The 12,525-nt window shown below is 60.1% G+C and carries 11 protein-coding genes and 1 pseudogene; 5 read left to right on the top strand and 7 right to left on the bottom strand.

What is annotated here, in order from left to right:
- Position 1: 1 nt before the first annotated feature.
- On the bottom strand, positions 2-889 hold the full coding sequence (locus tag NPS56_RS16395; protein WP_274075558.1) for an acyltransferase: 888 nt from the start codon (positions 887-889) through the stop codon (positions 2-4).
- Positions 890-1,054: 165 nt separating this feature from the next.
- Here NPS56_RS16395 and NPS56_RS16390 point away from each other — a divergent pair, with 165 nt between their 5' ends.
- From NPS56_RS16390 to NPS56_RS16370, 5 genes are all read left to right on the top strand, one after another.
- The gene (locus NPS56_RS16390; RefSeq protein ID WP_274075557.1) at positions 1,055-1,558 is read left to right on the top strand and encodes an ATP-dependent zinc protease family protein; all 504 of its coding nucleotides are present in this window, start codon (positions 1,055-1,057) and stop codon (positions 1,556-1,558) included.
- A 59-nt stretch (positions 1,559-1,617) separates the two neighbouring features.
- On the top strand, positions 1,618-2,298 hold the full coding sequence (gene creB / locus NPS56_RS16385) for a two-component system response regulator CreB (protein ID WP_274075556.1): 681 nt from the start codon (positions 1,618-1,620) through the stop codon (positions 2,296-2,298).
- Entirely contained in the window at positions 2,298-3,740 is a 1,443-nt protein-coding gene (gene creC, locus NPS56_RS16380; RefSeq protein WP_274075555.1) for a two-component system sensor histidine kinase CreC, read from the top strand. Before creB ends, creC begins: the two co-directional genes overlap by 1 nt.
- 72 nt (positions 3,741-3,812) lie before the next feature.
- On the top strand, positions 3,813-5,183 hold the full coding sequence (creD, locus tag NPS56_RS16375) for a cell envelope integrity protein CreD (RefSeq protein WP_274075554.1): 1,371 nt from the start codon (positions 3,813-3,815) through the stop codon (positions 5,181-5,183).
- Positions 5,180-5,404: a hypothetical protein gene (locus NPS56_RS16370; protein ID WP_274075553.1), complete on the top strand. Its 225-nt coding sequence runs from the start codon at positions 5,180-5,182 to the stop codon at positions 5,402-5,404. The genes creD and NPS56_RS16370 overlap by 4 nt, the downstream gene beginning before the upstream one ends.
- 424 nt (positions 5,405-5,828) lie before the next feature.
- Here the strand turns inward: NPS56_RS16370 and NPS56_RS16365 are convergent.
- The 6 genes and pseudogenes from NPS56_RS16365 to NPS56_RS16340 all read right to left on the bottom strand — a co-directional run.
- Positions 5,829-6,146: pseudogene (locus NPS56_RS16365) on the bottom strand (RHS repeat-associated core domain-containing protein); the annotation flags it as partial.
- Positions 6,147-6,293: 147 nt separating this feature from the next.
- Positions 6,294-6,923 carry a glutathione S-transferase gene (locus NPS56_RS16360; protein ID WP_274075552.1) on the bottom strand — a complete coding sequence of 210 codons (630 nt, stop codon included), beginning with the start codon at positions 6,921-6,923 and terminating at the stop codon, positions 6,294-6,296.
- Between the two features lie 168 nt (positions 6,924-7,091).
- The gene (locus NPS56_RS16355) at positions 7,092-8,393 is read right to left on the bottom strand and encodes an MFS transporter (protein WP_274075551.1); all 1,302 of its coding nucleotides are present in this window, start codon (positions 8,391-8,393) and stop codon (positions 7,092-7,094) included.
- 276 nt (positions 8,394-8,669) lie between these two features.
- Positions 8,670-8,849: a hypothetical protein gene (locus tag NPS56_RS16350; protein WP_274075550.1), complete on the bottom strand. Its 180-nt coding sequence runs from the start codon at positions 8,847-8,849 to the stop codon at positions 8,670-8,672.
- On the bottom strand, positions 8,846-9,976 hold the full coding sequence (locus NPS56_RS16345; protein ID WP_274075549.1) for a PepSY-associated TM helix domain-containing protein: 1,131 nt from the start codon (positions 9,974-9,976) through the stop codon (positions 8,846-8,848). Before NPS56_RS16345 ends, NPS56_RS16350 begins: the two co-directional genes overlap by 4 nt.
- A 72-nt stretch (positions 9,977-10,048) precedes the next feature.
- Positions 10,049-12,478 carry a TonB-dependent siderophore receptor gene (locus NPS56_RS16340; RefSeq protein WP_274075548.1) on the bottom strand — a complete coding sequence of 810 codons (2,430 nt, stop codon included), beginning with the start codon at positions 12,476-12,478 and terminating at the stop codon, positions 10,049-10,051.
- Between the last annotated feature and the right edge of the window lie 47 nt (positions 12,479-12,525).

Here is a 12,525-nt window from a genome sequence, read left to right as displayed (position 1 = left end):
TTCAGCGGCTTTCGGCGCGCAACTCGTCGATACGCCGGTCCTTCTCGATCCAGAGCTGGTTGACCCAGTTCTGGACCTTCTCACGAAACAGCGGATCGTTTTCGTAATCGCCCTGCCACAACGCCGGGTCGAGCTCGCGGGTCTTGATGTCGATGATCACCCGCGGCACGTTGCCGCTGATCAAGTCCCAGAACCCCGGAATGGCCGGCTGCGGATACACCACGGTCACGTCGAGAATCGCATCCAGCTGTTCACCCATCGCCGCCAGTACAAACGCCACGCCACCGGCCTTGGGCTTGAGCAGGTGGGTGAAGGGCGACTGCTGATGGGCACTTTTGGCGGCGGTAAAACGCGTGCCTTCCAGATAATTGACCACGGTCACCGGTTGCCGCTTGAACAGCTCGCAGGCTTGTCGGGTGATCTCCAGATCCTTGCCGGCCAACTCCGGGTTCTTCGCCAGGAACGCCTTGCTGTAGCGCTTCATGAACGGGTAATCCAGCGCCCACCAGGCCAGGCCCAGGAACGGCACCCAGATCAGTTCTTTCTTGAGGAAGAACTTGAAGAACGGCGTGCGTCGATTCAGCGTCTGGATCAGCGCCGGGATATCGACCCAGGACTGGTGATTGCTGATCACCAGATAGGAAGTGTCGCGACGCAGATCGTCACCGCCGCGAATATCCCATTGGGTGGGGATGCACAGGCGAAAGATCAGCTTGTCGATTTCCGACCAGGTCTCGGCAATCCACATCACCACCGAGGACGCGTAATCGCGAAAACGCCCGGGCAGGACCAGTTTGAGCAAGGCGAACACCATCAAAGGTCCGATCAGGACCAGCGTGTTGAGCAACAGCAGCAATGTGACGAAACAGCCGGTGAGCAGGCGGCGCATAAATGACTCTTGGAAGCGTTAGGGCGCGCCATGATAAGCAGCTTCGGACGACAGGCCAAATCGGCGCTGACGAATGTTTCACCTCCGGACCGTTACCCTTGTGGGAACGATCAGCTCAACAACGGTCTAAAATTGCGCTGCCAACTCCTCAAGGACTCCCAGTACGTGAAATCCCTTCTTGCATTGCTTTCACTCCTCGCACTGCCGGTCATGGCCGCCGAGCCGACTCTGTACGGGCGCTACGAATACATCTCGCTGCCGGAAATCGGTGGTGAAGTGCTCAAGGCTAAAATGGACACCGGCGCACTGACCGCATCGCTTTCGGCCAAGGACATCGAGACCTTCACTCGTGATGGTGAAGACTGGGTGCGATTCCGCCTGGCGACCAAGGGTGCGAGCAACAAGGTCTATGAACATAAGGTCGCGCGCATCAGCAAGATCAAGACCCGTTCAGAAGAGGACGAGGATGAAGATGTGGCCGCGCCGACCAAGCGTCCGGTGGTGGATTTGGAGTTGTGCCTGGGCAACGTCAAGCGAACGGTCGAGGTTAACCTCACCGACCGTAGCAGTTTCAATTACCCGCTGTTGATTGGTGCCAAGGCCTTGCGAGAGTTTGGTGCGGCCGTGAATCCGGCGCGACGGTTTACGGCGGACAAGCCCGATTGCTGATTGACGGGGTGTAAGGCTTGGGGCACCGTTCGACCACTCAACCGCCAGGCTCGGACGCCATGCCCCATATCCTGATTGTCGAAGACGAAGCGGCGATTGCCGACACCCTGATTTTCGCCTTGCAGGGCGAGGGGTTCACCACCACGTGGCTGACACTTGGCGCGGCGGCGCTTGAGCATCAGCGGCAGACCCCGGCGGACCTGATCATCCTCGACATCGGTCTGCCGGACATCAGCGGCTTCGAAACCTGCAAGGCGTTGCGACGTTTCAGCGATGTACCGGTGATGTTTCTCAGCGCCCGCGACAGCGAAATCGACCGTGTCGTAGGCCTGGAGATTGGTGCCGACGATTACGTGGTCAAGCCGTTCAGCCCCCGTGAAGTGGCGGCGCGGGTCCGGGCGATTCTCAAGCGCATGGCACCCAAAAACCTGACTGAAATCGCGCCAACACTGTTCCGCATCGATTACGAGCGTATACAGATCAGTTATCGCGGTCAGCCACTGAGCCTGACCCGACACGAATTCCGTTTGCTGCAATGCCTGCTGGAGCAACCCGAGCGCGTGTTCAGCCGCGAGCTATTGCTCGATGCCTTGGGCGTGGCCGCCGATGCCGGCTACGAGCGCAGCATCGACAGCCACATCAAGAGCGTGCGCGCCAAGTTGCGATCGATTAAGGCCGATGCAGAGCCGATTCAGACCCATCGCGGCCTCGGATACAGCTACAGCCCGGGACACAGCTGATGCCATTGGGGTTACGGATTTTCCTGGTCTATGTGCTGTTCGTCGGCTTGACCGGCTACTTCGTGCTCAACACCGTGATGGAAGAAATTCGTCCCGGGGTGCGCCAGTCCACGGAAGAAACCCTGGTCGACACCGCCAACCTGATGGCGGAAATCCTGCGCGATGACTTCAAGGCCGGCACCCTCAACCAGAGCCGCTGGCCGGAACTGCTCAAGGCCTACGGCGAGCGGCAACCGGCGGCGAACATCTGGGGTTTGCCAAAAAACCAGGTCAACCACCGCATCTACGTCACTGACGCCAACGGCATCGTGGTACTGGATTCCAGCGGCACAGCGGTCGGTCAGGATTACTCGCGCTGGAACGACGTTTACCTGATCCTGCGCGGCGAATATGGCGCCCGCTCGACCCGCAGTGACCCCAATGATGCGAGCTCGTCGGTGATGCACGTCGGCGCGCCGATTCGCGATAACGGCCGGATCATCGGCGTGGTCACTGTGGCAAAGCCCAACAGCTCGTTGCAGCCTTATGTGGATCGCACCGAGCGACGATTGCTGGGTTATGGCGCCGGCCTGATCGGCCTCGGCCTGCTGTTCGGTGCGCTGTTGTCCTGGTGGTTGAGTCGGTCGCTGCGGCGCTTGACCGCTTATGCGCAAGCAGTGAGCGAAGGCCGGCGGATCGAGGTGCCCCACTATCGCGGTGGCGAGCTGGAGCAATTGGCGACGGCCGTAGAACAGATGCGCACGCAGCTCGAGGGCCGGGCCTACGTCGAGCGTTACGTGCACACATTGACCCACGAATTGAAGAGCCCGCTGGCGGCGATTCGCGGCGCGGCGGAACTGCTGCAGGGCGAGATGCCATTGGCTCAACGGCAGCGTTTTGTCGGCAACATCGACAGTGAAAGTACGCGCATGCAACAGTTGATCGAGCGGCTGTTGAACCTGGCGCAAGTTGAACAGCGTCAGGGGCTTGAGGCGCGTGTCGAGGTGCCACTGGCGGCGTTGGTGGTCGAACTGATTGATGCCCAGTCTGCGCGGATCGAAGGCAGGCAGTTGCGCGTGTCACAGATGATTGCGGCGGACCTGATGCTAAGGGGGGAGCCGTTTTTGTTGCGGCAGGCGCTGGGCAACCTGCTGGAAAATGCGCTGGATTTCACCCCTGCTCAGGGCGTGATGCGATTCACCGCCGAGCGAATGGGCGAGCAGATCGAATTCAAGCTCTTCAACCAGGGCGAAGCGATTCCGGACTATGCATTGCCGCGCCTGAACGAGCGTTTCTACTCGCTGCCACGACCGGATACCGGGCGAAAAAGCACCGGGCTTGGGCTGAATTTCGTGGAAGAAGTGGTGAAGTTGCATGGTGGGGTGATGAGCATCGGCAACGTTGAGGCTGGCGTTGAAGTCAGTTTGCTCCTGCCTTTAGACCAAGTCGCAGTCTCCACATAATCTCCACATTCCCCCCATAAAGCCCCCACACAGCCCGTCCAGACTCTGCCTTATCAAAACAGGGAGAGTCCCATGAACCGAAGCCTGACCTTGAAACTCGGGGCGATTGCCCTGCTGATTGTGTTATTGCTGATCCCGTTGCTGATGATCAACGGCGTCATCCAGGACCGCCAGCAACTGCGCGACGGCGTGCTTGAAGACATCGCCCGCAGCGCCAGTTACAGCCAGCAATTGAGCGGGCCGTTGTTGGTGGTGCCCTATCGCAAAGTCGTGCGCACCTGGAAGACCCACGAAAAAACCAACGATCGCTATCAGGACATTGGTGAAGAGCGCGGTCGTTTGTACTTCCTCCCGGAGCGCTTCGAACTCGACGGCCAGGTCCAGACCGAACTGCGTTCCCGAGGCATTTACCAGGCGCGGCTGTTCCATGCCGACAACCGCATCAGCGGCCATTTTTCACTGCCGGCGCAGCTGGGTATCCAGGAAGATTTCGCTGATTACCAGTTCGATCGGCCATTCCTGGCGGTCGGCATCAGCGACATTCGCGGCATCGAGAATGCCTTGAAACTCGAGCTCAACGGCCAGCGTCTGGACTTCGTTCCGGGTAGTCAGGTCGGCTGGCTGGGGGAGGGCGTCCATGTGATGTTGCCGGCGTTGGACGCGAGGCAAAACACAGAGCTGGCCTTCGGTTTCGACCTGAAGCTGCAAGGCACCGGCCAGTTTCAGGTCCTGCCGGTGGGCAAGACCAGCAAGGTCTCGCTGAGCGCCAACTGGCCGCATCCCAGTTTCATCGGCAACTACCTGCCAGCCCAGCGCGAAATCACCGATCAAGGCTTCACCGCCAATTGGCAGACTTCGTTTTTTTCCACCAATCTGCAAGAGATCCTCAACAGCTGCGTGCCCCGTGGTGCTTGCGAGGCGTTGTCCGGTCGCAGCTTTGGCGTGAGCTTCGTCGACCCGGTGGACCAATACCTGAAAAGCGACCGCGCGATCAAATACGCACTGTTGTTCATCGTCCTGACGTTCGCCGGTTTCTTCCTTTTTGAAGTGCTTAAAAGCCTGGCGGTGCACCCGGTGCAATACGCTTTGGTGGGCGTGGCGCTAGCGTTCTTTTATCTGCTTTTGTTGTCGCTGTCCGAACACATTGGCTTTGCCTTGGCGTATCTATTGTCGGCCAGCGGATGTGTATTGTTGATTGGTTTTTATGTCTGCCACGTGCTGCGCAGCGTGCGTCACGGCTTGAGTTTTTCGGTGGGGCTGGCGGCTTTGTACGGCCTGCTTTATGGCTTGTTGAGTGCCGAGGATTACGCGCTGTTGATGGGGTCGTTGTTGCTGTTCGGCTTGCTCGGGGTGTTCATGGTGCTGACCCGCAAACTGGATTGGTATGGGGTCGGACAGAAAGCGGCCAAGCCGTTGGCGTTCGATATTGGAGCGATGGAATGAGTCGGTCGCTGGGGTTGCGGGAAGATCAGCGGGAAGGGGAGGTGCTGGCGACGCTGATTTTCGGGTTGTTTCCGGTTGATCCGGTGTGGTGCGTTCGACTTGCTCGTGGAAAGCCCGGTCCGGTCGGCCAAAAACCAGACTTTGTAACGGATCAACGCCGCTGCGTCCATGATCCCGTCGGACAGGGCGACGTCTCGGTTGGAGGGCACATTCCTTTTTAAATAAATCTGTGCCCTTTTTTCCCTTTTTACTTGTTCAGGTGGTTCTTATATTTAGGTTGGCGGCGTTGGTGGGGCTGCCAATTCCAGGGATTCTAGCGCGAGGAATGAACTGCTGGATCGTGGGGGGATCGGCAGGAGAGCTTCTCAGAGGACCCATCTCAACATTTCCCCTGGTAACGGTATTAGGTGTCGATGCCAGTCGAGGAGTCCTGGAAGGACGGAATCGGTACATCCCTCCTAATCCAGCGCCTAAAAGAAAACTTGACCCAAGTAGAAGTGCGGTGTTTGCCGTTTCATCGTCAGCCTCTACCATAAACCCGGCGGCGCCTACTACCGCCGCAGCGGTTGATGCCGTGAGCTTGAGCGTTGCAGCCGGATGGGCAGGTGTCACAAACGTGACCATTTTCCTGATCATCGACAAAAATGAATGTCCAGTCGGGTCGCACCGGCCTATCGGGTTACCCTCGCAATACGAGTAGGCATTCACTCCTCCTTCTTCAAATGGACTCGAACTGTCCGGTTTGTTAAACCGCATCAACACCGTATTGAACAGCCGATACCCATTGCCCAAATGATAGTGCCCGGTCAGCGGGTCAGGACGTTCGCCGTTGAACCCGAGCAAACTGAGCAAGCCTTTTTTTGCCGGCCGATGGCCGTAGGGTGAGTAGGCGATGGGGTGAGGCCTATTCGCGTCGAGGGCATTTAGGACCGAGCGCTGTTGATCGGTCGCGAGCAGGACTGTTTTACTGGAATGTATAGGCATTGACCGAGCTCCAGGTACGGTTCATAAAGTCGGACCTTCAGCATCGGATTTTTTTCATTTTTTGCCTACTAGCAGAACTGATAGGGTCGTTGCGCAGCATCAAACGTCACTTCAACCAGCGAAGTGCTAAACCTTGGGCATCGTCGCCAGCATCGAAGGCCGCTGACTCACCTCGAAATACCACGCCGCCAACTGCGGATTCGCTTCACGCCACTCCAGGTCGGGATGGCGCAGATCCACATAACCCAACGCACACGCCACGCTGATCGCCGCTACGTCGAAATGGCTGGTCAGCTCGGCAATCGCATCCTTCTCCAGCAAAGCTAAAGTACGGCGAATTTTGTCGCGCTGGCCGTCGAGCCATTGGTCCCAGTGTTTTTCCGGGGCGCGCAGGGCGACTTCGTAGCGTACGAGTACCGCGGCGTCCATGATCCCGTCGGCCATGGAGGCGAGGGTCAGGCGCCGCCAGCGGGCCGAGCCTTCGCGGGGGATCAGCGGGTTGCCGACGTGCTGGTGGTCCAGGTAATCGAGGATCACCCGGCTGTCGTGGATGACGCTGCCGTCGGCCAGGCGCAGGGCGGGGATCTTGCTCAGGGGGTTGTCGTCGATCAGGGTCTGGTCCGGGTCGACCGGCGTGAGTACGCAGTTCTGCAGGGCAACGCGGTCCTGTTGACCGGTTTCGTGCAGGAGCACCATGACTTTGCGCACGAAGGGGGAGAGGGGGTTGTAGTAGAGGGTCATGCTCGGGGTGGACATGGCGACGTCTCGGTCAGAGGAGGTGTCGGGCAGCATAGCGCGTTGATGCGTGGGTTCAAGATGAGCCATGTGGGAGCGGGCTTGCTCGCGAAGGCGTCGTGTCAGTCAACAATTAATCAGATGACATATCGCATTCGCGAGCAAGCCCGCTCCCACAGGTTTTGCGTTTTAGCTGGCCGGTTGCAGCGTCTGACCGGCTTCAGGGCCCGGAGCTGCCTGCTGAGGCTTGAGTTCCCGGGCAACGGTCCAGACGATGAACGCCGCGACGATGTCGAAAATCGCCAAAGTCACGAACAGCGGGTTGTAGCCGATCTTGGTCACCATCACGCCGAACACCAGAGTGAAAGCGGCCGCGCCGAGGTAGCCGAACATGCCGCCCATGCCTGTGGCCGTGGCCACTTCGTTTTTGCCGAACGAGTCAGAGGTGATCGCGTACAACGCACCTGACAAGGTCTGGTGGGCGAAACCGCCGATGCACAGCAGCGCAATCGCCGTGTACGGGCTGGCGACCAGGCCGATGCACGCCGGGCCGATCATGCACGAGGCACCGAACAGCAGGACCATTTTGCGCGAGGTGAACAGCGACACTTTGCAGTGCTTGTGGAAGAACGGGCTCAGGTAGCCACCGAGCACGCAGCCCAGGTCGGCGGCGAGGAACGGCAGCCAGGCGAACATCGCGATCTCCTTGATGTTCATGTGCCGTTCGGTCATCAGGTACAACGGAATCCAAGCATTGAAAGTCTGCCAGGCCGGCTCGGAAAGGATCCGCGCGCTGGCGATGGCGTAGAAGTTACGGCTGCCGATGATTTTCTTCCAACTGCCCTTTTTCGTCGCCGGTTCCTTGAAGTGGTCTTCCTGGCCGCTGAGGATGTAGGCGCGCTCTTCATCGCCCAGGCGTTTCTGGTCCCGGGGATGTTTGTAGAGGAGCACCCACAGCAAGCTCCAGAGTACGCCCAGGCCCCCGACGATCAGGAACGCCAGTTCCCAGCCACTGTGCAGGATCGCCCAGACCACCAAGGGCGGCGCCAGCAGTGCGCCGATCGATGAACCGATGTTGAACCAGCCAATGGCTACCGAACGCTCCTTGGCCGGAAACCATTCGGTGGTGGCTTTCACGGCCGCCGGCAAGCCTGCCGCTTCCGTCAGCCCGAGCAGGCCACGAACGAATGCCAGGCCCTGCCAGCCACTCGCCAATGCAGCCAGCGCGCAGGCAATCGACCAGGCGAAGGCAAAGATCGCGAAGCCCATTTTGGTGCCGATGGCATCGATGATGTAGCCGGCTACCGGTTGCATCAGCGCATAGCAGACCTGCCAGGCGACCACGATGTGTGAGTACTGCTCGGTGGTAATGTTCATTTCGCTCATCAGGGTCGGGGCGGCCACTGACAGGGTATTGCGAGCGAGGTAGTTGACGATCAGACCGGCAGTTACCAGACCGACCATCCACCAGCGGATGCCTTTGACTTTCATCACATCACCGTCATTTTTCTTGGATTTATTGTGGGTGTCGCATTTGTTGTAGGTTGTCGTACAACATGCGCCTTTATAGAAGCGCAAGGGTGAATGTGTCAACAAATATGTCAGGGATTACGCTGAGTGAGGCGACGGGCGGGAGGGCATTGTCGTCGTATGACTTGTAGGAGCAAGCTTGCTCGCGATGGCCTTCAATATGACGCTGGAAGCCTGGCTCCCCGAGGCGTTCTCAGGTTTATCGCGAGCAAGCTCGCTCCTACAGAGGGGGGCGCATTATCGGCGTTGGAGGAGGCCGCGCAGGGCGAGGGCGGCTGGAATACCCAGGCCAAGCCAGCTCAAGGCATCCCAGATCCCATCGCCCAGCAGCGCGGCGAACAACCCCGCCGCGCTGAACAAGGCGATGACGGTGGGGGTGGCGAACACCTTCCAGAAATTCGACTGCCGGGGCCTCATGCCACGCTCTCCGCTTTTTCCAGCACGGGTTTCGCAGCCTTGCGCCGCACCACCCACAGGTAGACGCCGCTGCCGAGCACAATGATCGTCAGCACATCCAGGGTCGCCCAGAGAATCTGCATCGGCATGCCGCCGTAGTCACCGAAGTGCAACGGCTGTGACATGCCCATGGCGTCCATGTACCAGGGCCGTTCGGCCACGGCGGTGACTTGCAGGGTGCTGGCGTCGATCAGTACCGGCGTCAGCAAGTGCGAGGTCAGGTGCGTGCTGCCTTTCATGAACACCGCGTAATGGTGCTCGCTGGAGAACCGCGTGCCGGGGAAGGCAATGAAATCCGGCTGCATGCCGGGTGCGACTTCCTTGGCGATGTCGAGCAAACGCGTGGCCGGCGCCAGTTGCGTCAATGGCGGCGCATCGCGATACGGCGCGACCATCGCGCTCAGGCTGTCGTTGCGCCACGCGGCGATGAGCAGGTCGGCGCAGGCACTGATCACACCGGTTACACCCACCACCAGCGCCCAGGTCAAAGTCACTACGCCGATCAGGTTGTGCAGGTCAAGCCAGCGCAGGCGGGTGGACTTGTCCTGGCGCACGGTGGCGAATTTCAAGCGGCGCATGAACGGCAGGTACAACACGGTGCCGGACACGATCGCGACGACGAACAGCAACCCCATGAACGCCAGCAGCAACTTGCCCGGCAGCCCGGCGAACATGTCCACGTGCAGGCGCAGCATGACCATCATGAAGCCGCCATTGGCCGACGGCATCTCCAGCGCTTCGCCGGTGCGGGCGTCGAGCATGAAGGTGTGGGACGAGTTCGGCTCGGTGCCGGCGGTGGCCGCCATGATCGCGATCGCGCCATTGGGTTCGTCCTCGTCGAAACCGAAGTACTGCATGACTTCGCCGGGACGATGTTTTTCAGCCGCCTGCACCAACTGCTGCAAATTCAGCTGCGGGGTGTCCGGCGGCATCTGCTTCAACTCGGCGGCATCGCCCAGCAGATGGTCGATCTCGTGGTGGAAGATCAACGGCAGGCCGGTCAGTGCCAGCATCAGCAGAAACACGGTGCAGATCAGGCTGGTCCAGGTGTGGACGAAGGACCAGCGGCGAATTGTTTTACTTTTCATTTCATAGCCTTCAGAAAAACCTAAGCCGCCCACGAAGGACGGCCGGGTCGTTGGGCCTGTCGGGTCAAGCCGTTACCACTTGTAGGTGGCACTGGCGACGACACTGCGTTGGTCGCCGTAGTAGCAGTAGAAACTGTCGCAAGTCGAGATGTAGTCCTTGTCGAACAGGTTGGTCGCGTTCAGCGCCAGCGAGGCACCTTTGAGGCTGTTGTCCAGGCGACCGAGGTCGTAATGAACGGCAGCGTCGAACACTGTGTAGGCGTCAGCCTTGCCCAGCTCGGTGTTGGCCTGGTCGCCGTAGGTATTGCCGGTGTAGCGAACGCCGCCGCCCACGCCGAACCCGTCCATCACGCCGTTGTGCCAGGTGTAGTCGGTCCACAGCGAAGCCTGTTGATTAGGCATCAGCTGCAGGCGGTTGCCTTTGAAAGTGCCATCCTGCACTTCGGACTTGGCCAGGGTGTAGGCCGCGATCACCTTGAGGTTTTCGGTCACGTCGGAAACGGCTTCCAGCTCCAGGCCCTTGACCTTCACTTCACCGGTCTGGCTGGTGATATTGACGCCGGCCGAATTGGTCGTGGTGACCGAAACGTTTTTCTGGGTCAAGTCGTAGATCGCCGCGCTCAGCAAGGTATCGCTGCCCGGTGGCTGGTACTTGATGCCCAGTTCCCATTGTTCGCCTTCAGTCGGCTTGAACGAATCGGTCGGCGATGCGGTGGCGTTGCTGGTTGGCTGGAACGATTCGGCGTACGACAGGTACGGCACGATGCCGTTGTCGAACACGTAGCTGATCGCCGCGTTGCCGCTGAAGTTGGTATCGCGTTCGGTGTTGGTGGCATCGCCCTTGTTGAAGAACTTGGTGCCGGTGTGGACCCAGTCTTCGCGGCCGCCCAGGGTCAGGCGCCATTGGTCGAGGGCCAGCTGATCCTGGATGTAGAGGCCGGTCTGATAGGTCTTCTGGTCGTAGTCATAAAACGCGTCGGAGCGTGGTGGACGCACAATCGGCTGGCCATAAATCGGGTTGTTGACGTTGGTGGTCAGGCCATCGCCGAAGATCGAGGTGTAGTTGGTGTTGCTGCGCTGGTGATCGAGGCCGAGCAACAAGGTGTGCTGGACATCGCCGGTGGCGAAGTCGGCCTGGAAGTTGTTATCCACGGCGAACTGGCTGATGTCCTCGTCGGTCGAGGTACTGGTTCGGCCCACGTTGCCGTCGGCATCGACCTGAGTGAACGGATAGGCGCCGACGGTGAGCGCCTGGAAGGACAGGTCCGACTTGGTGTAGCGCAGGTTCTGGCGGAACTGCCAGACATCGTTCAAACGATGTTCAAAGGCGTAACCCAGTGCGTAGTAGGTGCGGTCGTAGTATTCCCAGTCCGGGTCGCCCAGGTTTTTGTGGTGGGAAATATCGCCGAGCGGTGAATGGATCCTGGTGCCCTGGATCGGCAGGAACTGGCTGGTGATCCCGGTATCGTCACGAGTGAACTGCGAGAGCAGAGTGAAGGTGGTGTCTTCGTCGATGTTCCAGGTCAGGCTGGGCGCAATGTTGTAGCGCTTGTTGTCGACGTGGTCGATCTGCGTCCCGCTGTCGCGGACCACACCGCTCAGGCCGTAGAGGAATTGTCCTTCATCGTCGATCTTGCCAGTACTGGCGAAGTTGATCTGGCGATGATTGTCGCTACCGTATTGCACCTGGATCTCGTTGCTCGATTCAGCGCTGGGACGGCGGCTGACCATGTCCAGCAGGCCGCCCGGCGGGGTCTGGCCGTAGATCGACGAAGCCGGGCCACGCAGCAGGGCCAGGCGATCGAGGTTCCAGGTCTCCTGTTTCGGGTTGGCGTACACGCCTTTAGGCAGTGGCAGGCCATCGAGGAACTGGGTCGGCTCGAAGCCGCGCACGCGCAACCAGTCGGCGCGGGTATCGCTGCCGTAGCTGCTGGCGGTGATGCCGGGCATGTAGCGCACGGCGTCGTCGAGGCTGTGCACGTTGCGGTCGTCCATCTGGTCGCGCGTTGCAATCGAAATCGAACGCGGCACCTCGACCAGCGCGGTGTCGGTCTTGGTCCCGGCGGCCGTGCGCTTGGCCAGATACCCTTGCACCGGACCCCAGGCGTTTTCAGTATCTGCTTCCACGCCGATGACGCTGGTCGCCGGCAGCGCCATCACGCCCTCGGGCACCGCCACCAGGGTGTAGGTGCCGCCGCTTTGTTCCAGTTGCAGACCGGTGCCGCGCAGGGCTTCGCGCAGGGCGCCGGCCGCGTCGAACTGGCCCTGGACCGGGGCCGACGTCTTGCCGGCGGCCAGCGACGGGTTCAACGACAGCGCCAGGCCGGCCTGGCTGGCGATATGGTTCAGGGTGCTGGCCAGGGGGGCGGCCGGCAGGTTGTAAGCGCGAACGCTGGACGCCTGTTCAGCGGCGATCAGTTGGCTGCTGGCCAAAGGGGTGCAAAGGGCAATGGCAAGCGCCAGCAAACCGGGGCGCAACAAGGTGTCTAGCGAACGGGACATACAGCGGCTCCTGAAAGTGAATACTTCTCAATTGCCTAGGTGCCGGA

This window comes from Pseudomonas putida (genome assembly GCF_028682635.1).
Taxonomy (GTDB): Bacteria; Pseudomonadota; Gammaproteobacteria; order Pseudomonadales; family Pseudomonadaceae; genus Aquipseudomonas; species Aquipseudomonas putida_AE.
The sequence above is the reverse complement of the archived record's forward strand: the minus strand, read 5'-3'. Positions and strand labels throughout refer to the sequence as shown.